General features: G+C 59.1%; 18 protein-coding genes and 1 pseudogene. 12 read left to right on the top strand and 7 right to left on the bottom strand.

The genetic code is table 11. The features are described from left to right. Positions 1–5 precede the first annotated feature (5 nt). Positions 6–1,250, top strand: coding sequence for a metallophosphoesterase (locus J3P91_RS25310; protein WP_434602069.1), 1,245 nt, complete (start codon positions 6–8; stop codon positions 1,248–1,250). 166 nt (positions 1,251–1,416) lie between these two features. Further along, a complete protein-coding gene (locus tag J3P91_RS25305; protein WP_434602068.1) occupies positions 1,417–3,060 on the top strand; it encodes a hypothetical protein in 1,644 nt (547 codons plus the stop codon). A 42-nt stretch (positions 3,061–3,102) separates the two neighbouring features. Here the strand turns inward: J3P91_RS25305 and gbcA are convergent, their stop codons facing one another. Further along, positions 3,103–4,398 carry a glycine-betaine demethylase subunit GbcA gene (gene gbcA, locus J3P91_RS25300; RefSeq protein WP_434602067.1) on the bottom strand — a complete coding sequence of 432 codons (1,296 nt, stop codon included), beginning with the start codon at positions 4,396–4,398 and terminating at the stop codon, positions 3,103–3,105. 281 nt (positions 4,399–4,679) lie between these two features. Between gbcA and gbcB the strand changes: the two genes are divergently transcribed. Continuing rightward, a complete protein-coding gene (gene gbcB, locus J3P91_RS25295; protein ID WP_434571306.1) occupies positions 4,680–5,780 on the top strand; it encodes a glycine-betaine demethylase subunit GbcB in 1,101 nt (366 codons plus the stop codon). A gap of 187 nt (positions 5,781–5,967) precedes the next feature. On the opposite strand, the gene J3P91_RS25290 is transcribed toward gbcB, so the two are convergent. Continuing rightward, on the bottom strand, positions 5,968–7,008 hold the full coding sequence (locus J3P91_RS25290) for a low specificity L-threonine aldolase (protein WP_434571307.1): 1,041 nt from the start codon (positions 7,006–7,008) through the stop codon (positions 5,968–5,970). A 194-nt stretch (positions 7,009–7,202) separates the two neighbouring features. Between J3P91_RS25290 and J3P91_RS25285 the strand changes: the two genes are divergently transcribed. The 8 genes from J3P91_RS25285 (at position 7,203) to fdhA (ending at position 17,337) form a co-directional block, all read left to right on the top strand. After that, the gene (locus J3P91_RS25285) at positions 7,203–7,907 is read left to right on the top strand and encodes a TraX family protein (RefSeq protein WP_434602066.1); all 705 of its coding nucleotides are present in this window, start codon (positions 7,203–7,205) and stop codon (positions 7,905–7,907) included. A 308-nt stretch (positions 7,908–8,215) separates the two neighbouring features. Next, positions 8,216–9,469 carry a serine hydroxymethyltransferase gene (glyA, locus tag J3P91_RS25280; protein ID WP_030139294.1) on the top strand — a complete coding sequence of 418 codons (1,254 nt, stop codon included), beginning with the start codon at positions 8,216–8,218 and terminating at the stop codon, positions 9,467–9,469. Positions 9,470–9,491: 22 nt separating this feature from the next. Continuing rightward, entirely contained in the window at positions 9,492–10,742 is a 1,251-nt protein-coding gene (locus J3P91_RS25275) for a sarcosine oxidase subunit beta (protein WP_007980419.1), read from the top strand. A 14-nt stretch (positions 10,743–10,756) separates the two neighbouring features. Next, complete coding sequence (locus J3P91_RS25270) at positions 10,757–11,086, top strand: sarcosine oxidase subunit delta (RefSeq protein ID WP_434602065.1); 330 nt, start codon at positions 10,757–10,759, stop codon at positions 11,084–11,086. After that, positions 11,083–14,100: a sarcosine oxidase subunit alpha gene (locus J3P91_RS25265; RefSeq protein WP_434602064.1), complete on the top strand. Its 3,018-nt coding sequence runs from the start codon at positions 11,083–11,085 to the stop codon at positions 14,098–14,100. The genes J3P91_RS25270 and J3P91_RS25265 overlap by 4 nt, the downstream gene beginning before the upstream one ends. 165 nt (positions 14,101–14,265) lie before the next feature. Then, positions 14,266–14,898, top strand: coding sequence for a sarcosine oxidase subunit gamma (locus J3P91_RS25260; RefSeq protein WP_434602063.1), 633 nt, complete (start codon positions 14,266–14,268; stop codon positions 14,896–14,898). 175 nt (positions 14,899–15,073) lie between these two features. Beyond that, the gene (purU, locus tag J3P91_RS25255; protein WP_434571318.1) at positions 15,074–15,931 is read left to right on the top strand and encodes a formyltetrahydrofolate deformylase; all 858 of its coding nucleotides are present in this window, start codon (positions 15,074–15,076) and stop codon (positions 15,929–15,931) included. Between the two features lie 206 nt (positions 15,932–16,137). Next, the gene (gene fdhA / locus J3P91_RS25250; RefSeq protein ID WP_003177608.1) at positions 16,138–17,337 is read left to right on the top strand and encodes a formaldehyde dehydrogenase, glutathione-independent; all 1,200 of its coding nucleotides are present in this window, start codon (positions 16,138–16,140) and stop codon (positions 17,335–17,337) included. 80 nt (positions 17,338–17,417) lie between these two features. Here fdhA and J3P91_RS25245 read toward each other — a convergent pair whose 3' ends face one another. Next, positions 17,418–18,401, bottom strand: coding sequence for an RHS repeat-associated core domain-containing protein (locus tag J3P91_RS25245; protein ID WP_434602062.1), 984 nt, complete (start codon positions 18,399–18,401; stop codon positions 17,418–17,420). Positions 18,402–18,524: 123 nt separating this feature from the next. Here J3P91_RS25245 and J3P91_RS25240 point away from each other — a divergent pair. Then, positions 18,525–18,659, top strand: a pseudogene (locus J3P91_RS25240) (formaldehyde dehydrogenase, glutathione-independent); the annotation flags it as partial. An 80-nt stretch (positions 18,660–18,739) separates the two neighbouring features. Here J3P91_RS25240 and J3P91_RS25235 read toward each other — a convergent pair. From J3P91_RS25235 to J3P91_RS25220, 4 genes are all read right to left on the bottom strand, one after another. Then, positions 18,740–19,723: an RHS repeat-associated core domain-containing protein gene (locus J3P91_RS25235; RefSeq protein WP_434602061.1), complete on the bottom strand. Its 984-nt coding sequence runs from the start codon at positions 19,721–19,723 to the stop codon at positions 18,740–18,742. 30 nt (positions 19,724–19,753) lie between these two features. After that, on the bottom strand, positions 19,754–20,788 hold the full coding sequence (locus J3P91_RS25230) for an RHS repeat-associated core domain-containing protein (protein ID WP_434602060.1): 1,035 nt from the start codon (positions 20,786–20,788) through the stop codon (positions 19,754–19,756). 170 nt (positions 20,789–20,958) lie between these two features. Next, positions 20,959–22,050: an RHS repeat-associated core domain-containing protein gene (locus tag J3P91_RS25225; protein WP_434602058.1), complete on the bottom strand. Its 1,092-nt coding sequence runs from the start codon at positions 22,048–22,050 to the stop codon at positions 20,959–20,961. A 25-nt stretch (positions 22,051–22,075) separates the two neighbouring features. Beyond that, positions 22,076–23,125 carry an RHS repeat-associated core domain-containing protein gene (locus tag J3P91_RS25220; protein ID WP_434602056.1) on the bottom strand — a complete coding sequence of 350 codons (1,050 nt, stop codon included), beginning with the start codon at positions 23,123–23,125 and terminating at the stop codon, positions 22,076–22,078. Positions 23,126–23,165 lie beyond the last annotated feature (40 nt).

Below are 23,165 nucleotides of genomic sequence, written 5' to 3'. Positions count from 1 at the left end.
TTGACATGTCATTACTGCACCATTGGGAACATGAGTTCGACAAGGTCAAGGTCCGCCTGCACGGCTTGGTCACGCGGCTGGAAATGTCCTGGAAAAAACTCGTCAACGACCTGGAGCCAGAGGAGTTTCAGGCCATCGTCAAGCTGCTGGAGCGTGGTCACGCTCAAGCCCGGCATGTCATTGATCATGGTGATTTGCCCGACGATGAGCCGGCCGTGCCATGGGAACTGGCCCACGGCCTGTCGATTCTGAAAATCGGCAACGCCACGCCTTTGCCGCAAAAGGAAGAGGAACTGCCAACCCGAGTGCTCAAGGACGGCACCTTGCTCGGCTGCCGCAAATGGGAACTGCTGGACCTGTTGTGGAGCGAGGCGCTGCTCAAGTGGATCGAGAACCTGCGCCACCACGCACCGTTCGCTACCACCCCGGCGCTGGTCAAAATGGACAACGACGTGGTGCTGGCCATCGCTGGCGACTGGGGCACCGGCCCGTTCGACAGTCACGCACCCGCCGTGGCGGTCGCCAACCAGATGCAACTGGCCCAGGCCGATTTCACCATCCACTTGGGCGACGTGTATTACGCCGGCACCCATTCCCAGGAAGACGTCGACATGGTCGGCTGGCCGCAGGGCAGGCACGGCTCGTTCACGCTCAATTCCAATCACGAGATGTACAGCGGCGCCCACGGTTATTTCAAGGAACTGGCCAAGCGCTTTCCGGTGCAGCAAGGCACGAGCTACTTTGCCTTGTACAACGATGACTGGCTGGTGGTTGGCCTGGACAGCGCCTATGCCTCGGATGCCATGAACCTGTACATGGACGGTACGCTCAACACGCAACAGATCGAGTGGATGAAAAGCCTGCCCAAGCGCAAGAAGCTTATGGTGCTCAGTCATCACCAGGGTTTTGACATTTCCGGGCACCACAAGACCGCCCTCTACCAACCGGTATGCGATGCTCTGGGGCGTGAGCCGGATTACTGGTATTGGGGCCATTTGCACAACGGTATCTGCTACGCGCCGCAAGGCGGGCTGCAGGCGCGTTGCGTCGGGCACGGAGCGATTCCCTACGGCACCACCAGCGAGTTGAACGGGCATCCTCGGGTGTTGTGGTCGGAAACACAGTTGGCGGGGGACGAGGCGTATCCGGAGCGGGTGTTGAACGGCTACGTGAAACTTCGGCTGGTGGGTGAAAGTATCGTCGAGGAATTTATCAGCGAGAATGGCGAAGTGCGTTGGCGCTCAAGTTAGCCGGATATTCGTTAGTTCAAAATGCGCTCCTGAGCGCATTTTTTGTTGTCATGAAAATCACATAAATATCAGGAAAAAAATTCACCCTGTACGACCGATCTGATTTTTCGGTTAATGCGCTTTCAGCACTAATCAAAGTGCGGTGCTCATCAGGGAAGATTAATCTATGTTTGACTTCAAAAAAGCAGCCTTGCTGTTGGGCTTATTAAGCTCGTCAGCGGTCACTGCATCCTTGGCCCATGCTGCGGAAACGGCGCCGGGCATCAGTAATTTTAAAAAACCCTTTAATGAATACACTTGGGTGACCGCCCACAACGGTTATCAGGACGACAAGCGCACCCAACTCGATCGTGGCGTGCGTGGCTTCATGCTGGACCTGCACCCAGGCAATTTGGGGTCGAAGGACGTCTACTTGTGTCATACCACCGAGAAAGGCACCTGTGATGTCCGTAGGGACAAGAAGTTTACCGATGCATTGAACAAGGTCTTCTTGCCGTTTCTACGCGGTAATCCGAACGCTGTTGTAACCCTGACACTGGAGAACTATGTGGATAGGGCGACGCTGCAAAATGCGCTGGAGCGAGTGCCGGGCCTTGAGGATTGGGTATTTGACCCCGCCCCCTATGCGGGCACCTCGAACTGGCCAACACTGGAGCAGATGATTCGCAGCGGCAGACGGCTGGTTATCCTCACGGACAGGCACGAGGGCGGCTATCGGATCAGAGGCAAGACCGTCAACCTGTTAAAAGACAGCTTATGGGAAAAGCAGAATCACTGGGAGCTGGGCACCAGCATTTTCAAACATGACTGGAGCTGCCCGTCGCGCTGGCGCACCTACTCTTCGAGCGTAGGTGCCGGTGGATTTGAGCGGTGGCCAAGACTGTTCATCATGAATCAGTTCCATGCCTGGGGTTCGACCGCGGCCCATGCCGCTGATGCGGACAACAACCTGACCTGGCTTGAGCGACGCGTGGACAACTATTGCGCAGCCGCGCTGGGCAGGCGCACCGCGCCAAACTTTCTGGCGATCGACTTCAACCAGACCGGCGACGCGTTTGCCTATGCCGCCGCGTTGACCCAGGGCGGATTTTATTTCCATGAGAAAAACCGCGCCGACCCCACCGGTGATACTACGTGTGTCATTCCCGCCGGGCAGCACCATAACCTGCGCCTGCCTGGGCGCGGTTGTGAAAACGATGAGGCCCGTTCATTGAAGTTGCGTGGCATCGCCAAGGGCACGCGGATTTCCGTCTATGACTCGCCCGCGGCCAGCAAGCAGGACGACTACGCAGTCATCGATATCAAACGTGATATCGGGTTAAACGAATCGGTCGTTGTCGATACGTTCGAAAAAAGTTATGAAAGTGCAGACTTGAAAGTGGTTTATGTACGTAACAATGGCCTGGACGGGAAAGTATCGCGCGTTATAACCGGAACAACACCGACGAATTTTTCCGATGCAAGCGTTGTATTGTATGAGGGCAACTCCGCCAGGCAGAACGTGGTATGCACCGTGAGTCTCGGAGGCAGCAGCAGCTTCAACTTTGGCGGTAGCTGCGACAACGATGAAGCGCGCTCGGCGAAAATTCTGAAGGCCAAGGCCGGCACCCGGTTCTGGGTGTACGGCAACAAGGATCAGAAAGAGAACCAGGGATGGGCGCGGATCGAGGTTTTAACGGATATCACCCAGCCGGTGGTGGTGGGCAGCTTCGAAAAAAGCCACAACGCAGGCGCATGGCGCATTATCCGCGGCGGCGCGAAAAACCAACTGGATGGCAAGGTTTCGAGCATGAAGATCGAGCGACCGTGACCCCGCGGTACCTTGCGATACCGGCGGGGTTCGGCGCATTTGTCAGCCCTGGACCGGAACGCCCTTGAGGTACGGCGCCGGCTCGGCCCCGAGGTTGTTGAGCATGCGCTCGCTGTACCAGTCGACGAAGTTCACCACGCCGAATTCGTAAGTCTTCGAGTACGGGCCCGGCTGGTAGGCGGTGGAGTTGATGCCGCGCTGGTTTTCTTCGGCCAGGCGACGGTCCTGGTCGTTGGTGGCGTCCCAGACCTGGCGCATGCGCTCCACGTCATAGTCCACGCCTTCGACCGCGTCCTTGTGCACCAGCCATTTGGTGGTGACCATGGTTTCCTGGGCGCTGATCGGCCACACCGTGAAGACGATGATGTGGTCGCCCATGCAGTGGTTCCACGAGTGAGGCAGGTGCAGGATGCGCATCGAGCCCAGGTCCGGGTTCTTGATGCGGCCCATCAGTTTGGCGCAGCCCTGCTTGCCGTCCATCGTCATCGACACGGTGCCCTTGAGCAGCGGCATGCGTACGATGCGGTTGCGCAGGCCGAAGCTGGCGTGGGCGTAAGGGATCTTCTCGGCATCCCAAGCGGCGGCGGAAGCGGCCACGTGGTCCTTGAACGCCTGGTCGGCCCGCGGATCGGTGACGTCGTCCCATTCCAGCAGGGTCTTGAGCAGTTCGGGGTGCGAGGCGTTGCAGTGGTAGCACTCGCGGTTGTTTTCCAGCACCAGTTTCCAGTTGGCCTTTTCCATCAAGGTGGTTTGCACCGCCACCTTGGTATTTTCCATGTCGTAGGGTTCCATATAGTGGTTCAGGGTCGACAGGAAATCATCGATGGCCGGCGGATTCTCGGCCAGGCTGATGAAGATGTAGCCGCCGGCGGTCTTCACGCTCACCGGCTTGAGGCCGTACTGCTTCATGTCGAAGTCGGCACCCATCTCGGTGCCGGCGAACAGCAGGCGACCGTCCAGTTCGTAGGTCCACTGGTGGTAATGGCAGACCAGCTTGGCGACCTTGCCCTTGTCGCTGGTGCACAACCGCGAGCCACGGTGGCGGCAGACGTTATGGAACGCGTGCACCACGCCTTCTGCGCCGCGAATCACGATGATCGGGTTCTTGCCGACCTGCAGCGTCAGGTAGTTGCCCTTGGCCGGGATTTCGCAGGTCATGCCGGCGATCAACCATTCCTTCTGAAAGATTTCCTGCATGTCGATATCAAACAGGCGCTCATCGGAGTAGAACGGCTGCGGCAGCGAAAAGGTGCGCTCGCGCTCTTGCAGCATTTGCGCGGTGGCCTTGCGTGCGGGTTCCAGCGGATCGCCCAGGCTCAGGGTAGTGGTGACGTCCATCGTTTTATCCTCATGGCCATCTCTGTGGCCGGCGAAAGTGGCTAATCAAGGGTGCTACGCAAGGCAGAAATATTGTTTATCCGTTGGGGCGAGTGTGGGGCCGCGCAGGGGCGCAACCTTATCCATGGGCGACATGGCCCAATCTGTTCCCGACGCGCGAGCCCCGGTAGTTGGGGGCTGGTCGCGATAAGTATGTGAATGTCGCAGATAGGTAAATGGCGGTGCAGGCGCCTGCGCACAATCGCCATCATGAAGGCCGACAGTCGGCCGTGGAGATCAGCATGTCCAACAATTTCCTGAACCCGGTCACCACCCAGACCTGGGCCAATGGCCGACATATCGTTCGTTGCGTCAAAGTCATCCAGGAAACCTGGGATGTGCGCACCTTTTGCTTTATGGCCGACCAGCCGATCATGTTCTTTTTCAAGCCCGGGCAGTTCGTCACCCTGGAGTTGGAAATCGAAGGCCAGCCGATCATGCGCTCCTACACGATCTCCAGTTCGCCGTCGGTGCCCTACAGCTTCTCGGTGACCATCAAGCGCGTGCCGGGGGGCAAGGTCTCCAACTGGCTGCACGACACGCTGCACGAAGGCCAGGAACTGGCGGTGCACGGGCCGGTGGGGTTGTTCAATGCCATCGATTTCCCGAGCCCGAAGGTCCTGTACCTCAGCGGTGGCGTCGGAATCACGCCATGCATGTCCATGGCCCGCTGGTTCTACGACACCAACGCCAACGTCGACATGACCTTCGTCCATAGCGCCCGCTCGCCCAAGGACATCATCTACCACCGTGAGCTGGAGCACATGGCGTCGCGGATCGATAACTTCAGCTTGCACCTGATCTGCGAAAAGCATGGTTTGGGCGAGCCGTGGGCCGGGTATCGCGGTTACCTGAACCACAAGATGCTGGAACTGATGGTGCCGGATTTCCTTGAGCGCGAAGTGTTCTGCTGCGGCCCGACGCCGTATATGAGCGCGGTCAAGCGCCTGCTGGAAGCGGCCGGCTACGACATGAAGCGCTACCACGAGGAATCCTTCGGCGCCACGCCACCGGAAGCTCGCGCCGACGCGGTGGAGCAGGCCGAACAGGCGGCGGATGCGCCTGAAGTCGACCAGGCGGACCTGCATCAGGTGGAATTCGTCGCGTCGGGCAAGAGCATCGGCGTGGCACCGGGCGAAACCGTCCATGCGGCAGCAGCCAAGCTTGGCCTGATGATTCCCAAGGCCTGCGGCATGGGCATCTGCGGCACCTGCAAGGTCATGAAACTCGGCGGGGAAGTGGAGATGGAGCACAACGGCGGCATCACCGAGGATGACGAGGCCGAGGGTTACATCCTGTCGTGCTGCAGCGTGCCGAAGGGGGATGTGCGGATCGAGTTTTAACCCGCAGCGAGCCCCCTGTGGCGAGGGAACTTGCTCCCGCTGGGCTGCGCAGCAGCCCCATGCGATCCATCAGATAGCTCGTGCTTACCGGAGGCGACTGCTGCGCAGCCGAGCGGGAGCAAGCTCCCTCGCCACGAAAGCCCTGAAGCTTTAAAGGGCAAACGGCCTTGATGCATCGGTGGTTGCCTCAGGCGCTCATCACTTCCCGAATATCCGCCGCCAACTCCCGCACCCGCGCTTCTTCGGTATCCCACGAGCACATGAACCGTGCGCCGCCCTTGCCGATGAAGGTGTAGAAGCGCCAGCCCCTGGCGGTCAGCGCGGCGATGGCCGGTTCCGAGAGTTGCAGGAACACGCCGTTGGCCTGGACCGGGAACATCAGTTCGACGCCAGGAATGTCGCTGACCAGTTGCGCCAGCAATTGGGCGCAGTGGTTGGCGTGGCGGGCATGCTTGAGCCAGGCGTCGTTCTGCAGCAGGCCGACCCAGGGCGCGGAGAGGAAGCGCATCTTCGAGGCCAATTGCCCGGCCTGTTTGCAGCGATAGTCGAAATCTTCCGCCAGGTCGTGGTTGAAGAAGAGGATCGCTTCGCCCACCGCCATGCCGTTTTTCGTGCCGCCGAAGCACAGCACGTCGACGCCGGCCTTCCAGGTCAGGTCGGCCGGGGTGCAGCCGAGGAAGGCGCAGGCGTTGGAAAAGCGCGCGCCGTCCATGTGCAGGTTCAAACCCAGTTCCTTACAGGTAACGCTGATGGCGCGGATTTCTTCCGGGGTATAGACGCTGCCGACTTCCGTGGCCTGGGTCAGGGTCACCACGCGCGGCTTGGGATAATGGATGTCCTGGCGCTTGAGGGCGATCTCGCGAATCGACTCGGGAGTCAACTTGCCGTTTTCGGTGCGTGCCACCAAGAGCTTGGAGCCGTTGGAGAAAAATTCCGGCGCACCGCATTCGTCGGTTTCGACGTGGGCGGTTTCCGAGCAGATCACGCTGTGGTAACTCTGGCACAACGACGACAGGGCCAGGGAGTTGGCGGCAGTGCCGTTGAACGCAAAGAACACTTCACAGTCGGTTTCGAACAAGGCACGGAAATCATCCGCCGCGCGGTGGGTCCATTCATCGTCGCCATAGGCGCGCTGGTGGCCCTGGTTGGCTTCTTCCATGGCCGCCCAGGCTTCGGGGCAAATGCCGGAATAGTTGTCGCTGGCGAATTGTTGGCTCTTGTCGGTCATGGCCTTGCTCCTTGAATAGAGAGTCCTGGGTAAGAGATCCCTGGTGGAATTCCCGGGTGAGGGGTTCCATGGTTCGGCGTGTTTGGGTCCACAGCGCCGTGGTCGATAGTGGTGCGCACTTTACCCAAGATTAGCGAGGGAGCACACGGGATGTTTCGGTCAGAAAATCACAAAATCAGCGGGCCGCAGTACACATGAGTCAGCGCGACGCTGCGCTGGACCTGCTCAAGTGGCTGGCACTGTTGTCGATGGTCCTCGATCATCTGCGATATGTTGGTTTTTCCGCCGATTGGCTTTATGTGCCGGGACGCTTGGCATTTCCCTGGTTCTGCCTGGCGATGGCGGCCAACCTCGCACGCAACGGCGCCAGCTCGCTTCCGTGGCGTTACCTGGGCTGGCTGTTACTGTTCAGCGCCATCAGTGAAATCCCCTACCGCTTGTTCGTTCCCAACCCCACGACATTGAACGTGATGCCGACGCTGGTGCTGGGATTGTGGGTGGCGCGCAGTTGGCAAACCCCCACCTTGCAGGCGCGATGCCTGGCGGTGGCGGCGCTGCTGCTGGCGGCGCTGTGCTCGTCCCAGTTGATGTTCGGGTTCTACGGCGTGCTGCTGCCGCTGGCGATGTTGCTGGTGTATCGCCGGCCTTGGTATTTCGTGTTGCTACCGGGAATGGTCTGCGTGGCGGCCAATCAATGGCGGGTGTTGTATGGCGCGGCATGGCTGGGCGACACGGTGGCGGTCTGGGGGCTGGTGGCTTGCCTGATCGCGCCATGGCTTGGGCTGGCGCTTTTGCGACAGGCGGGGCGTTTTCGTCCAGTGCCCATGCGGCGCTGGGCGTATGCGCTGTATCCCGGGCATTTCCTTATATTGCTCGCGGTCCGCCAGGTCATTGCATAACCCTTCGTGGCGAGGGAGCTTGCTCCCGCTGGAGGGCGAAGCCCTCCCAAAAGGCCACCCCGGATTTACCTGATGTGCCGAGGCGTCTGGTCTTAGGGCTACTTCGTAGCCCAGCGGGAGCAAGCTCCCTCGCCACAAGGGCCGTCTTCGATTCCATTTGATCCCATGTCGTAAACGCACCTTTGCGTGGCGTCCATAGGCATTTGACCTGCCTGCGCCGGCCATACCATCGCATCCAAAGGGCACGACCGAAACGGTCCGTGCCTCACCGAGACGAAAGGCGCACTGCCGCCGCTGGGAGAGACGCGATGTTCAGCAAGCAAGACCAGATCCAGGGTTACGACGATGCACTGCTGGCGGCGATGAATGCCGAGGAGCAACGCCAGGAAGATCACATCGAACTGATCGCGTCGGAGAACTACACCAGCAAGCGCGTGATGCAGGCCCAGGGCAGCGGCCTGACCAACAAGTACGCCGAAGGTTACCCGGGCAAGCGCTATTACGGTGGCTGCGAGCACGTCGACAAGGTCGAGGCCCTGGCCATCGAGCGCGCCAAACAACTGTTCGGCGCCGATTACGCCAACGTCCAGCCGCATTCCGGTTCGTCGGCCAACAGCGCCGTGTACCTGGCCTTGCTGCAAGCCGGCGACACCATCCTCGGCATGAGCCTGGCCCACGGCGGTCACCTGACCCACGGCGCCAAGGTGTCGTCCTCGGGCAAGCTGTACAACGCGGTGCAATACGGAATCGACACCACTACGGGCCTGATCGACTACGACGAAGTCGAGCGCCTGGCGGTCGAGTGCAAGCCGAAGATGATCGTGGCCGGTTTTTCTGCCTATTCCAAGACTCTGGATTTCCCACGCTTTCGCCAGATCGCCGACAAGGTCGGTGCGCTGCTGTTCGTCGACATGGCCCACGTCGCCGGCCTGGTTGCCGCCGGCCTGTACCCGAACCCGCTGCCGTACGCCGACGTGGTCACCACCACTACCCACAAGACCCTGCGCGGCCCACGCGGCGGCCTGATCCTGGCCAAGGCCAACGAAGAGATCGAGAAAAAGCTCAACGCCGCCGTATTCCCCGGCGCCCAGGGCGGCCCGCTGATGCACGTCATCGCCGGCAAGGCGGTGTGCTTCAAGGAAGCGGCGGAGCCGGGCTTCAAGGCTTACCAGCAGCAAGTGATCGACAACGCCCAGGCCATGGCGGGCGTGTTCATCAAGCGCGGCTACGATGTAGTGTCCGGCGGCACCGACAACCACCTGTTCCTGGTCAGCCTGATCCGCCAGGGCCTGACCGGCAAGGACGCGGACGCCGCCCTGGGCCGCGCCCACATCACCGTCAACAAGAACGCCGTGCCGAACGACCCGCAATCGCCGTTCGTGACCTCGGGCCTGCGCATCGGCACCCCGGCGGTGACCACTCGCGGCTTCAAGGTGACCCAGTGCGTCACGCTGGCCGGCTGGATCTGCGACATCCTCGACAACCTCGGCGACGCCGACGTCGAGGCCAATGTCGCGCAGCAAGTGGCGGCCTTGTGCGCGGACTTCCCGGTTTATCGCTGAGTCGGTTTTGGAGTAAATGACTATGCAACGCTATTCGGGCTTCGGCCTCTTCAAACACTCACTCAGCCATCATGAAAACTGGCAGCGGATGTGGCGCACGCCGACCCCGAAAAAGGTCTACGACGTGGTTATAGTCGGCGGCGGCGGGCATGGTCTGGCGACCGCCTACTACCTGGCCAAGGAGCACGGCATCACCAACGTGGCCGTGGTCGAGAAGGGCTGGCTGGGCGGCGGTAACACTGCGCGCAACACCACCATCGTGCGCTCCAACTACCTGTGGGACGAATCGGCCCACCTGTACGAACACGCGATGAAACTCTGGGAAGGCCTGTCCCAGGACCTGAACTACAACGTGATGTTCTCCCAGCGTGGCGTCTACAACCTGTGCCACACCTTGCAGGACATCCGTGATTCCGAGCGCCGCGTCAGCGCCAACCGCCTCAACGGCGTGGACGGCGAACTGCTCGATGCCAAGCAAGTGGCCGACGAGATCCCATACCTGGATTGCTCGAAGAACACCCGTTATCCGGTGATGGGCGCCACCGTCCAGCGTCGCGGCGGCGTGGCCCGTCACGATGCCGTGGCCTGGGGTTTTGCCCGGGCGGCGGACGCCTTGGGCGTGGACTTGATCCAGCAGACCGAAGTGATCGGTTTCCGCAAGGAAAACGGCGTATGCATCGGTGTGGAAACCAACAAGGGCTTTATTGGCGCCAAGCGCGTCGGCGTGGTCACTGCCGGTAACTCCGGGCACATGGCCAAGCTCGCCGGCTTCCGCCTCCCGATCGAATCCCACCCGCTGCAAGCGCTGGTGTCCGAGCCGATCAAGCCCATCATCGACAGCGTGATCATGTCCAACGCCGTGCACGGCTACATCAGCCAGTCCGACAAGGGCGACCTGGTGATCGGCGCCGGTATCGACGGCTACAACGGCTACGGCCAGCGTGGCTCGTACCCGGTGATCGAGCACACCATCCAGGCCATCGTCGAGATGTTCCCGGTGCTCTCGCGGGTGCGCATGAACCGCCAGTGGGGCGGCATCGTCGACACCACGCCGGACGCCTGCCCGATCATCTCCAAGACGCCAGTGCCGAACATGTTCTTCAACTGCGGTTGGGGCACCGGCGGCTTCAAGGCGACACCTGGCTCGGGCAACGTGTTTGCCGCGAGTTTGGCCAAGGGCGAAATGCACCCATTGGCCGCCCCTTTCTCCATCGACCGTTTCCACAACGGTGCGTTGATCGATGAACACGGCGCTGCTGCGGTTGCCCACTAACAGGAGAAATCCCCATGTTGCACATCTTCTGTCCTCACTGCTTTGAGCTGCGCTCCGAAGAGGAATTCCACGCATCCGGCCAGGCGCACATCCCGCGTCCGCTGGATCCGAACGCCTGCACCGACGAGGAGTGGGGCGACTACATGTTCTTTCGCGACAACCCTCGCGGCCTGCACCATGAGTTGTGGATTCATGCCGCCGGTTGCCGCCAGTACTTCAACGCGACCCGTGACACCGTGACCTACGAGATTCTCGAAACCTACAAGATCGGTCAAAAGCCGCAATTCACCGACAAGGCTGACAGTCCGAAAGCGGCCGCGCAGGCTCTGGGAGAGAAGGTATGAGCCAGATCAATCGCCTGTCCAACGGCGGACGGATCGACCGCAACAAAGTGCTGACATTCACCTTCAACGGCCAGACCTACAAAGGCTTCGAGGGCGATTCCCTGGCCGCTGCGCTGTTGGCCAACGGTGTCGACATCATTGGTCGCAGCTTCAAGTATTCCCGTCCGCGCGGCATCTTTGCCGCCGGTGCAGAAGAGCCGAACGCGGTGCTGCAGATCGGCGCCACCGAAGCCACGCAGATCCCGAACGTGCGCGCCACGCAACAGGCGCTGTACCAGGGCTTGGTCGCCACCAGCACCAACGGCTGGCCGAACGTCAACAACGACATGATGGGGATTCTCGGCAAGGTCGGCGGCAAGCTGATGCCGCCGGGCTTCTACTATAAAACCTTCATGTACCCGCAATCGTTCTGGATGACTTACGAGAAGTACATCCGCAAGGCCGCAGGGCTGGGTCGCTCGCCGACCGAGAACGATCCGGACACCTACGACTACATGAATCGTCACTGCGACGTGCTGATCGTCGGCGCTGGCCCTGCTGGCCTGGCCGCAGCATTGGCCGCGGCTCGCAGCGGTGCGCGAGTGATCCTGGCCGATGAGCAGGAAGAATTCGGCGGCAGCCTGCTCGACTCCCGCGAAAGCCTGGACGGCAAGCCGGCGACCGAGTGGGTCGCGGCGGCGGTGGCTGAACTGCGCTCGATGCCCGAGGTGGTGTTGCTGCCTCGCGCCACGGTGAACGGTTACCACGACCACAACTTCCTGACCATCCACGAGCGCCTCACCGACCACCTCGGCGACCGCGCACCGATCGGCCAGGTTCGCCAGCGCATCAACCGGGTTCGCGCCAAGCGTGTGGTGCTGGCGACTGGTGCTTGCGAGCGCCCGCTGGTCTACGGCAACAACGACGTGCCGGGCAATATGCTGGCTGGCGCGGTTTCTACCTACATACGCCGCTATGGCGTGGCGCCGGGCAATAAACTGCTGTTGAGCACCAACAACGACCACGCCTATCGCGTCGCCCTGGACTGGTTCGACGCCGGCCTGCAAGTGGTGGCCGTCGCCGATGCCCGCAGCAATCCGCGTGGTGCGCTGGTGGAAGAAGCCCGCGCCAAGGGTATCCGCATCCTCACCGGCAGCGCCGTGATCGAAGCCCGTGGCAGCAAGCGCGTCACCGGTGCACGTGTCGCCGCGATCGACGTCCGCGCCCACAAGGTCACCAGCCCTGGCGAATGGCTGGACTGCGACCTGGTGGCCAGTTCCGGCGGCTACAGCCCGGTGGTCCACCTGGCTTCGCACCTGGGCGGCAAGCCGATCTGGCGCGAAGACATCCTCGGTTTCGTGCCGGGCGAAGCGCCGCAGAAACGCGTTTGCGTCGGCGGTGTGAATGGCGTCTACGGCCTCGGCGATTCCTTGGCCGACGGTTTTGAAGGCGGCGTGCGCGCGGCCAGCGAAGCCGGTTTCAAGGCTGTTGAGGGCGTGTTGCCCAAGGCCCTGAGCCGTCATGAAGAACCGACCCTGGCGTTGTTCCAGGTGCCGCATGAAAAAACCACCGCACGGGCGCCGAAGCAATTCGTCGACCTGCAGAACGACGTCACCGCCGCCGCCATCGAACTTGCCACCCGCGAGGGCTTCGAGTCGGTGGAACACGTCAAGCGCTACACCGCACTGGGCTTCGGCACCGACCAGGGCAAGCTGGGCAACGTCAACGGCCTGGCCATCGCGGCCCGCTCGCTGAACGTGAGCATCCCGCAGATGGGCACCACCATGTTCCGTCCGAACTACACGCCGGTGACTTTCGGCGCGGTGGCCGGTCGGCACTGCGGGCACATCTTCGAACCGGTGCGCTTCACCGCGCTGCATGCCTGGCATGTGAAAAACGGCGCCGAGTTCGAAGACGTCGGCCAGTGGAAACGGCCTTGGTACTTCCCGAAGAACGGCGAAGACCTGCATGCCGCGGTCAAGCGCGAGTGCAAGGCCGTGCGCGACAGCGTCGGTCTGCTGGACGCCTCGACCCTGGGCAAGATCGACATCCAGGGCCCGGATGCCCGTGAGTTCCTCAACCGCATTTACACCAATGCCTGGACCAAGCTCGACGTGGGCAAGGCCCGCTACGGCCTGATGTGCAAGGAAGACGGCATGGTCTTCGACGACGGCGTGACCGCCTGTCTGGCCGACAACCACTTCCTGATGACCACCACCACTGGCGGTGCGGCCCGTGTACTGCAATGGCTGGAGATCTACCAGCAGACCGAATGGCCGGACCTGAAGGTGTATTTCACCTCGGTTACCGACCACTGGGCGACCATGACCCTGTCGGGGCCCAATAGCCGCAAGCTGCTGAGCGAAGTCACCGACATCGACCTGGACAAGGACGGCTTCCCGTTCATGACCTGGAAGGAAGGCCTGGTAGGCGGCGTGCCGGCGCGAGTGTTCCGCATCTCGTTCACCGGTGAGCTGTCGTACGAAATCAACGTGCAGGCCGACTACGCCATGGGCGTGCTCGAACAGATCGTCGAGGCCGGCAAGAAGTACAACCTGACCCCGTATGGCACCGAGACCATGCACGTGTTGCGGGCCGAGAAGGGCTTCATCATCGTCGGCCAGGACACCGACGGCTCGATGACCCCGGACGACCTGAACATGGGCTGGTGCGTCGGCCGGACCAAGCCGTTCTCGTGGATCGGCTGGCGTGGGATGAACCGCGAAGACTGCGTGCGTGAAGAGCGCAAGCAACTGGTGGGCCTCAAGCCGATCGACCCGAATGTCTGGCTGCCGGAAGGCGCGCAGCTGGTGTTCAACCCCAAGCAGGCGATCCCGATGTCGATGGTCGGCCACGTGACCTCCAGCTATGCGCATAACTCCCTGGGTTATTCGTTTGCGATGGGCGTGGTCAAGGGCGGCTTGAAGCGCCTCGGCGAGCGAGTCTTCGCACCGCTGGCGGATGGTCGGGTGATCGAGGCAGAGATCGTTTCTTCGGTGTTCTTCGATCCGAAGGGGGATCGGCAGAATATCTAGTGGCTTGAGGTCCTGTGGGAGAACGGCATACCGCGTCGGCTTCATCGCGAGCAAGCTCGCTCCCACAGTTGATCGTGTAACCCTTGTGGGAGCGAGCTTGCTCGCGATGACGGCCTGACAGCCACCACAGGGTTTGACCCAACAGCATTCAGACAGGTGCTCCATATGACCGCAGTCAACGTGTACCAACAACGCCCCACCACCGGGGCCAAGGCCGAGTCATCGCTGCACCATGCCGACCTCGCCAGCCTGGCGGGCAAGGGCCGCAAGAACGCCGGCGTGACCGTGCGCGAGAAAAAACTCCTCGGCCACCTGACCATTCGTGGCGATGGCCACGATCCGGCGTTCGCCGCGGGCGTGCACAAGGCCCTGGGCCTGGAGTTGCCGGGTGCGCTGGCCATCATCATCAAGGGTGAAACCAGCCTGCAATGGCTGGGCCCGGATGAATGGCTGCTGATAGTGCCGAGCGGCGAGGAATTTGCCGCCGAAAAGAACCTGCGCGAAGCGCTGGGCGAACTGCACATCCAGATCGTCAACGTCAGTGGCGGCCAGCAGATACTCGAACTATCCGGCCCTAACGTGCGCGACGTGCTGATGAAATCCACCAGCTACGATGTACACCCAAGCAACTTCCCGGTGGGCAAGGCCGTTGGCACGGTGTTCGCCAAGTCGCAACTGGTGATCCGCCACACCGCTGAAGACACCTGGGAACTGGTGATCCGCCGCAGCTTTTCCGATTACTGGTGGCTGTGGTTGCAGGATGCGGCGGCTGAGTATGGGTTGAGCGTGCAGGCGTAAGGACTAAAGCCGACACGGCTTTTGTGGCGAGGGAGCTTGCTCCCGCTGGGGCGGGCTGGCGCTCCAGTGCGCAGCGACCGCGAGATCTTGGGGCCGCTTCGCAGCCCAGCGGGAGCAAGCTCCCTCGCCACGGGGGGTTGTGTCGCTTCGTTAATTTTGAACAGGAGTCACCGCAATGAGCCGCGCCCCAGACACATGGATACTGACTGCCGACTGCCCCAGCGTGCTCGGCACGGTGGATGCGGTGACCCGCTTTTTATTCGAGCAGGGCTGCTACGTCACCGAGCATCATTCCTTCGACGACAGGCTCTCGGCGCGCTTCTTCATTCGCGTGGAGTTTCGCCAGCCTGACGGTTTCGACGAGCAGAGCTTCCGCGCCGGCCTGGCCGAGCGGGCGCAAGCCTTCGGCATGGTCTTCGAACTGACGCCGCCCAACTACCGGCCGAAAGTGGTGATCATGGTCTCCAAGGCCGATCACTGCCTCAACGACTTGCTCTACCGCCAACGCATCGGCCAGTTGTCGATGGACGTAGTGGCCGTGGTCTCCAATCACCCGGACCTCAAGCCGCTCGCCGACTGGCACCAGATTCCCTACTACCATTTCCCCCTGGACCCGAACGACAAGCCGGCCCAGGAACGGCAGGTGTGGCAGGTGATCGAGGAGACCGGCGCCGAGCTGGTGATTCTTGCCCGCTACATGCAAGTGCTGTCGCCGGAACTGTGCCGCAAGCTCGACGGCAAGGCCATCAACATCCATCACTCATTGCTGCCGGGCTTCAAGGGCGCCAAGCCGTATCACCAGGCCTACAACAAAGGCGTGAAACTGGTAGGCGCCACGGCGCATTACATCAACAACGACCTGGACGAAGGCCCGATCATCGCCCAGGGCGTGGAAGTGGTGGATCACAGCCACTATCCCGAAGACCTGATCGCCAAGGGGCGGGACATTGAAGGGCTGACCTTGGCCCGCGCGGTGGGGTATCACATTGAGCGAAGGGTGTTTCTGAACGCCAATCGCACGGTCGTTCTATAGACCGTCATCGCGAGCAAGCTCGCTCCCACAGGATTTGTGCCGGTATAGAAATTTAGTTACACCCAAAATCCTTGTGGGAGCGAGCTTGCTCGCGATGAGGCCCTCACAGACAACAGAAGAAACAAGACACAAGCACTAACCCGAGCAATCAACGCGCTGCCTGCCTGGGCAACGCAGTTCCACAAAAACAACAGCGAGGTGAAAGCATGTCTGGTAATCGTGGTGTCGTGTATCTCGGCAACGGCAAGGTCGAAGTACAGAAAATCGACTATCCCAAAATGCAGGACCCGCGCGGCAGGAAGATCGAGCACGGCGTCATCCTGCGCGTAGTCTCCACCAACATCTGCGGCTCCGACCAACACATGGTGCGCGGCCGTACCACTGCCCAGACCGGCCTGGTCCTGGGTCACGAGATCACCGGTGAAGTGATCGAAAAGGGCAGCGACGTCGAAAACCTGAAAATCGGTGACCTGGTCTCGGTGCCATTCAACGTTGCGTGCGGGCGGTGCCGTTCCTGCAAGGAGCAACACACCGGTGTTTGCCTGACGGTCAACCCGGCCCGTGCCGGCGGTGCCTACGGTTATGTCGACATGGGCGACTGGACTGGCGGCCAGGCTGAATACGTGCTGGTGCCGTACGCCGACTTCAACCTGCTGAAACTGCCGGACCGCGACAAGGCCATGGAGAAAATCCGCGACCTGACCTGCCTGTCCGACATCCTGCCGACCGGCTACCACGGCGCCGTCACCGCTGGTGTCGGCCCTGGCAGTACCGTCTACATCGCCGGCGCCGGCCCGGTTGGCCTCGCGGCTGCCGCTTCCGCCCGCCTGCTGGGTGCTGCGGTAGTGATCATCGGCGACGTCAACTCCATCCGTCTGGCTCACGCCAAGGCCCAAGGCTTTGAAATCGTCGACCTGTCCACAGACACCCCGCTGCACGAGCAAATCGCCGCGCTGCTGGGCGAACCAGAAGTGGACTGCGCCGTCGATTGCGTGGGCTTCGAAGCCCGCGGCCACGGCCATGACGGCGTCAAGCACGAAGCCCCGGCCACCGTGCTCAACTCGTTGATGGGCGTGGTCCGCGTGGCCGGCAAGATCGGTATTCCCGGCCTCTATGTCACCGAAGACCCGGGCGCAGTTGATGCCGCTGCAAAAATGGGCAGCCTGAGCATCCGCTTCGGCCTGGGCTGGGCCAAATCCCACAGCTTCCACACCGGCCAGACCCCGGTGATGAAGTACAACCGCCAGCTGATGCAGGCGATCATGTGGGACCGCATCAACATTGCTGAAATCGTTGGCGTGCAAGTCATCAGCCTGGATGACGCGCCGAAGGGCTATGGCGAGTTCGATGCGGGCGTGCCGAAGAAGTTTGTGATTGATCCGCATAAGTTGTTTAGTGCGGCGTAAGGTTGGGTCTGCAGTAATGAAAGGGCGGCAAAGAGATGCCGCCCCTTTTATGTGCTCGGGTTGTTTTCGAGGTAACAGAATCAGTCGGGTAAATAAAATCCGCGTGCTCTCCCTAAACTATCATACCGCCCAAATTTGGCGTGGTAGGCATCCACACTCGCCGCAAGATTACCGATACGAATAGTGATACCTGCGCTTCTTTTTTGTTGATAAGCGTTTGTCATTTCGATTGCGTGAGCAGGAACGATTCCATTCATGTGACCCCGTGCTGCGGATTTGAGGCTATCTATTGAGGCTTCTCCAAGTTCCGGTTTGAAAAGGCGGACAGGTGATTTGGCCATCGAATAGACTTCTTGTTTCATGGCCCGTGATGTCTTAGCAAGCGAGGCCATGTCCGGTCCGGGTAAATAGCTGAAGATTTCATCATAGACAACGTGTACTCCCTTGATCTTTTCAAACGCTCCAAGTGGTGTTCTATAGCGTTGAGCTGTCCTTAGCCCGATAAGGTTTAGTAAACCTTTCCATACGTTGGGGAAATGCCCAGAGGGATCGGCCTTGTTCACCGGATCTCCAGTGCAATACGCATAAGCATTTAACCCACCCTTGCCAAATGGACTCAAACTGTCCGGACTGTTGAACCGCATCAGCACTGGGCTGAATGCGCGATATCCATTGCCCAGTAAATAATGCCCGGTCACGGGGTCGGGTCGTTCTCCATTGAAGGCAAGCAGGCCGAGCAAGCCGTTTACATGACGGCGGTGACCGTAGGCCGTGTAAGCGAAGGCGTAAGGTTGCGTTGCGTCGAGCATCTGTAAAACAGAACGCTGCTGGTCGATGGCGAGCACCGTGGTTTTGCTGATCGCATTTTCCCGTTGCTGCTGTGCCAGCAATTGGTCGTCGTGCTGGAAAACCGATCGTTGCACCGAGCCTTGAATTTCTGAGGTCAGGCGCTGCTTCAAGTAAAAGCGCTGGGTGCTGGCCTGGGCCGCTGGTGTGCAATCGGCCAGGCGATCGAGAGGGTCATAGTGATAGCGGCAAAGTAGCGTTTCGTCTGTAGAAGGCATGGAATTCGCTCTGAATTAAAGGACCTTTGACGCAGGTATCAGGCTCGGGCAGATGCACAGGGTTGTCTAGCTAGCAGAAGTGTTAGGTATGATAGCCACTAGCTGGTCCCTGCTCATGGGGGCCGCATCAACATTGCTGAAATTGTCGGCGTGCAGGTCATCAGCCTGGATGACGCGCCGAAGGGCTATGGCGAGTTCGATGCGGGTGTGCCGAAGAAGTTTGTGATCGATCCGCATAAGTTGTTCAGTGCGGCGTAAGGTTGGGTCTGCAGTAATGAAAGGGCGGCAATGCGATGCCGCCCCTTTTATGTGCTCGGGTTGTTTTCGAGGTGACAGAATCAGTCGGTAAAAAAAACTCCGCGTTCTCTCCCTAAACTATCATACCGCCCAAATCTGGCGTGGTAGGCACCCACCGTCGTCGCACGAATACGGATACCAAGAGTGAAACCTGCGCTTCTTTTTTGTTGATAAGCGTTTGTCATTTCGATTGCGTGAGCAGGAACGATTCCATTCATGTGACCCCGTGCTGCGGATTTGAGGCTCTCTATAGAGGCTTCTCCAAGTTCCGGTTTGAAAAGGTGGACAGGTGATTTTGCCATCGAATAGACTTCTTGTTTCATGGCCTGTGATGTCTTAGCAAGCGAGGCCATGTCCGATCCGGGTAAATAGCTGAAGATTTCATCATAGACAACGTGTACTCCCTTGATCTTTTCAAACGCTCCAAGTGGTGTTCTATAGCGCTGAGCTGTCCTTAGCCCGATAAGGTTTAGTAAACCTTTCCATACGTTGGGGAAATGCCCAGAGGGATCGGCCTTGTTCACCGGATCTCCAGTGCAATACGCATAAGCATTTAACCCACCCTTGCCAAATGGACTCAAACTGTCCGGACTGTTGAACCGCATCAGCACTGGGTTGAATGCGCGATATCCATTGCCCAGTAAATAATGCCCGGTCACGGGGTCGGGTCGTTCTCCATTGAAGGCAAGCAGGCCGAGCAAGCCGTTTACATGAGGGCGGTGACCGTAGGCCGTGTAAGCGAAGGCGTAAGGTTGCGTTGCGTCGAGCATCTGTAAAACAGAACGCTGCTGGTCGATGGCGAGCACCGTGGTTTTGCTGATCGCATTTTCCCGTTGCTGCTGTGCCAGCAATTGGTCGTCGTGCTGGAAAATCGATCGTTGCACCGAACCCTCGATTTCGCTGGCCAGGCGCTCCTTCAGATAAAAGCGCTGAGTGCGGGCCTGGGCCGCTGGGGTGCAGTCGACCAAGCGATCGAGCGGGTCATAGTGATAGCGGCAAAGCGTATCTATTCTCTCTGTCGACATAAAATTTCTCCGTATAAGCCTGTTTTTTATTTAAAGCTGTTTTCGAAATGCGCCAATCCAATAAGCGGCACTTTCTTGCTCGGTCATGAACCTGTTGAAGTTAGAGCTTCTATCGGTGGAGGAGACAATCTTGAAACTCAAGGATTTATGCGCTGCCTCGGGGATCTTCAATTGTGGGATATTCGATTGCTTGACCATGCTACGTGTTGAAAACGCCCGAACCTGGTCAACGTCGTTGCTGTAGATCTCGAGGACGGCACCGTTCTTTTGAAGGCTGGAATAGTTGTTTGCACTGTCAAACGTGTTGGTGACAAAAAAGGAGTCTCCCTTGCTCTTGCTTCGAATGCCGTTATTTATGATTTGCTCTGCATTCTCGCGGCTCGTGCCGTGGAAGCCAATGAAATCTCTTGTACTGTCCGTGGATTTTTTCGCCGCTGGCGAAACGGGCGATAAAGACTGCTTGGTATTTTTTATTGAGCTTCGTGTTTTTGGCGCGAAAAGTTGTCTCAAGCTTCTGAATAATCCCCTGAGCGGTATATGTCCTGTTAGATCCGCATAATTTACCGGGTCCCCTAAGCAATAGGCATATGGATTCAACCCACCTTTGCCAAACGGACTCAAGCTGTCCGGGCTGTTGAACCGCATCAGTACTGGATTGAATGCGCGATATCCTTTGCCCAGTAAATAATGCCCGGTCACCGGGTCCGGCCGTTCCCCATTGAAGCCGAGCAGACTGAGCAGGCCGTTTTCCTCAGAGCGGTGACCATAGACCGTATAGGCAAGGGGATAGGATTGCGCTGTGTCGAGCACCCGTAAAACCGAGCGCTGCTGATCGGTAGCGAGCAAGGTGGCTGTGCCAATCTCATTTTCCCGGTACTGCTGGGCCAGCAACTGGTCGTCGTGCTGAAAGATCGACCGTTGCACCGAGCCTTGAATTTCTGAGGTCAGGCGCTGCTTCAAGTAGAAGCGCTGGGCGCTGGCCTGGGCTGCTGGTATGCAATCGGCCAGGCGATCGAGAGGGTCATAGTGATAGCGGCAAAGTAGCGTTTCGTCTGTAGAAGGCATGGGCTTCGCTCTGAATTAAAGAACCTCGGACGCAGGTATCAGGCTTAGGCAGATGCGCAGGGTTGTCTAGCTAGCAGAAGTGTTAGGTTTGGCTCCCGATAACCTCCAGCCCCGACGATGGAATACATTCGCCAGTTGGCGTGGCGATCATTGTCATACATAGATAGACGTTAAAAAGGTGCCTCTGAAGCTCTTGGAAGAGTTGGCTTGCTTCTGATGTCAGTCATGTATATTGCTATTCGATTGTATATTTTCTCGTGTAGAACTATCTCCATCTCGGATAGCGATCGTAGAGCTAAGCCCCCTTCGCCCATTGTGCGGAACTGATAATGTCGACCTGGCGTCATGGCGCTGAATCCTCTGACGTGAACTGTATAAACATGAGGTGTGCCATTACTGTAACTGGCCGCGACTTGTGAAAAATCGATTGCTATTGGTCGTTTCGGCGCTACGTAAAATCCTCTGCCACCGCTGAGGCCACCCACACTGTCCATGAAATTTGGATTTGGACCTCTCGTCAAACTACGGTAATTTTCTTTAGTTGAGCCATGAAAACCTATGAACTCGAAAGTTTCTATGTCGGGTTTGAGCGGGGGAGATGACTCCGAAGCCCTTCTCATGGCTCGTGAAGGTAATCCCGGAAGGGCAAAATCATTGATTACTTTCGAAGGAGGTGGTGTGGCTGTCTTTATTATTTTGGAAAGACTGTTTTTGACCAGCGACCAGCCAAATGCGTGGCCGCTGGGATCCGAATGATTTGTCGGATCCCCGCCACAGTACGCATATGCATTCAACCCACCCTCCCCAAACGGACTCAAATTGTCTGGGCTGTTGAAGCGCATCAGCACCGGATTGAACGCCCGATAGCCGTTGCCTAACAGATAATGCCCGGTCACCGGGTCCGGTCGTTCGCCATTGAAACCCCGCAGGCTCAGCAAGCGGTTTCCCGGCGAGGTATAGCCGTAAGCCGTATAGACGAGAGGGTGGCGTAGCGCGGCGTCGAGCGTCTGTAAAACTGAACGCTGCTGATCGCAGGCGAGCAAAGTGGTTTCGCTGGCTTTATCTTTTCGCTTTAGCTGGGCCAGCAGTTGATCGTCGTGCTGAAAAATCAATCGCTGCACCGGGCCTTCAATCTCTGAGGTCAGGCGATTCTTCAAATAGAAACGCTGGGTGCTGGCCAGGGCCGATGGCGTGCAATTGGCCAGGCGATCAAGCGGGTCGTAGTGATAGCGACACAGCAATGTTCCACGTTTCGCCGGCATGGGTCTGTTCCTGGGTGTTTTCGCTTTATTCGGGTATCACTCTCACGGTTCTCACATGCTTTGCACTGTTTTCCAGTTTTTTTTGTCTCGCCAGTGCGCTTGTATAACGGGGAAGCCCGGTGGCAGTGTTGTAATCTGGTGTTTCTCCTGCGCGCATTCTTAATTCATTGATACGGTCTAGTAATTCATCTCGTAGCTCTAAAAAGTCCATGAATTGATGGTAGGCATCGGGATCCAGTTTTGGATTTAACGTGATTGCGCCATATTTAGTATTGCCCTCGCCTATCAAGTACTGGAGGCCGGGTAGATCCTCGTCGATGTAAAACATTTCCTCTATTTCTTCTCTTCCAAGCCTGCTTGGCTGGGCCGAGCTTCCCGGAACAACATCGGAACTCGGACGATCGAGTGCTCTCGGAAGCCTCGCCTCCGGAGCTTCAGTTGATAACAAGGAGCGCTGAGATACGGACCGGGCAACGGGAACGGGCGGGTGTGTTCGGGGAGGCATGAAGCCTAGCGATCGCAGGATACCCTTCATGAAAGCGGGGACATGGCCGGAAGGATCCCGATGGTTGATGGGATCCCCCAGGCAATACGTATACGCATTCAACCCACCCTTTCCAAACGGACTCCAACTGTCTGGACCGTTGAACCGCATCAATACCGGATTGAAAGCCCGATACCCATTACCCAGCAGATAATGCCCGGTCACCGGATCCGGCCGTTCGCCATTGAAGCCGAGCAGGCTGAGAAAGCCGTTAGCCGGGACGTGATGGCCGTAAGGCGTGTAGGCGAGGGCGTCAGGTTGTGTTGGATCAAGCAGCTGCAATACAGAACGCTGTCGATCGGTTGCCAGCAAGGTGGTTTCGACGGTGCCACCTTGGCACAGCTGTTGCGCCAGCAGTTGATCGCCGTGTTGGACGACCGAACGTTGGATCTGCCCCTGGATCTCGGTGCTCACGCGGCCTTTCACATAGAAGCGTCGGGCGCTGGACTGGTCTGGTACCGTGCAATCAGCCAGGCGGTCCAGCGGATCGTAATGGTATTGGCAAAGTAAGGTTCGCTGGTTCTTCGACATGAGATCAGTCCCGTGAAAGGCCGCTGTTAACAGTACAAAG

It is taken from the genome of Pseudomonas sp. Z4-7 (assembly GCF_051131965.1).
GTDB lineage: Bacteria > Pseudomonadota > Gammaproteobacteria > Pseudomonadales > Pseudomonadaceae > Aquipseudomonas.
Note: the sequence above shows the minus strand (reverse complement) of the source record. Positions and strands in the feature narration are given on the sequence as shown.

Bases quoted from the DNA above. Each gene is read 5' to 3' on its own strand.
- J3P91_RS25285 (WP_434602066.1), top strand. From the start codon at position 7,203: ATGAGTCAGCGCGACGCTGCGCTGGACCTGCTCAAGTGGCTGGCACTG.
- J3P91_RS25265 (WP_434602064.1), top strand. From the start codon at position 11,083: ATGAGCCAGATCAATCGCCTGTCCAACGGCGGACGGATCGACCGCAAC.
- glyA (WP_030139294.1), top strand. From the start codon at position 8,216: ATGTTCAGCAAGCAAGACCAGATCCAGGGTTACGACGATGCACTGCTG.
- J3P91_RS25260 (WP_434602063.1), top strand. From the start codon at position 14,266: ATGACCGCAGTCAACGTGTACCAACAACGCCCCACCACCGGGGCCAAG.
- J3P91_RS25270 (WP_434602065.1), top strand. From the start codon at position 10,757: ATGTTGCACATCTTCTGTCCTCACTGCTTTGAGCTGCGCTCCGAAGAG.
- J3P91_RS25245 (WP_434602062.1), bottom strand. From the start codon at position 18,401: ATGCCTTCTACAGACGAAACGCTACTTTGCCGCTATCACTATGACCCT.
- J3P91_RS25290 (WP_434571307.1), bottom strand. From the start codon at position 7,008: ATGACCGACAAGAGCCAACAATTCGCCAGCGACAACTATTCCGGCATT.
- J3P91_RS25275 (WP_007980419.1), top strand. From the start codon at position 9,492: ATGCAACGCTATTCGGGCTTCGGCCTCTTCAAACACTCACTCAGCCAT.
- gbcA (WP_434602067.1), bottom strand. From the start codon at position 4,398: ATGGACGTCACCACTACCCTGAGCCTGGGCGATCCGCTGGAACCCGCA.
- J3P91_RS25230 (WP_434602060.1), bottom strand. From the start codon at position 20,788: ATGCCTTCTACAGACGAAACGCTACTTTGCCGCTATCACTATGACCCT.
- purU (WP_434571318.1), top strand. From the start codon at position 15,074: ATGAGCCGCGCCCCAGACACATGGATACTGACTGCCGACTGCCCCAGC.
- J3P91_RS25225 (WP_434602058.1), bottom strand. From the start codon at position 22,050: ATGCCGGCGAAACGTGGAACATTGCTGTGTCGCTATCACTACGACCCG.
- J3P91_RS25235 (WP_434602061.1), bottom strand. From the start codon at position 19,723: ATGTCGACAGAGAGAATAGATACGCTTTGCCGCTATCACTATGACCCG.
- fdhA (WP_003177608.1), top strand. From the start codon at position 16,138: ATGTCTGGTAATCGTGGTGTCGTGTATCTCGGCAACGGCAAGGTCGAA.
- J3P91_RS25310 (WP_434602069.1), top strand. From the start codon at position 6: ATGTCATTACTGCACCATTGGGAACATGAGTTCGACAAGGTCAAGGTC.
- J3P91_RS25220 (WP_434602056.1), bottom strand. From the start codon at position 23,125: ATGTCGAAGAACCAGCGAACCTTACTTTGCCAATACCATTACGATCCG.
- gbcB (WP_434571306.1), top strand. From the start codon at position 4,680: ATGTCCAACAATTTCCTGAACCCGGTCACCACCCAGACCTGGGCCAAT.
- J3P91_RS25305 (WP_434602068.1), top strand. From the start codon at position 1,417: ATGTTTGACTTCAAAAAAGCAGCCTTGCTGTTGGGCTTATTAAGCTCG.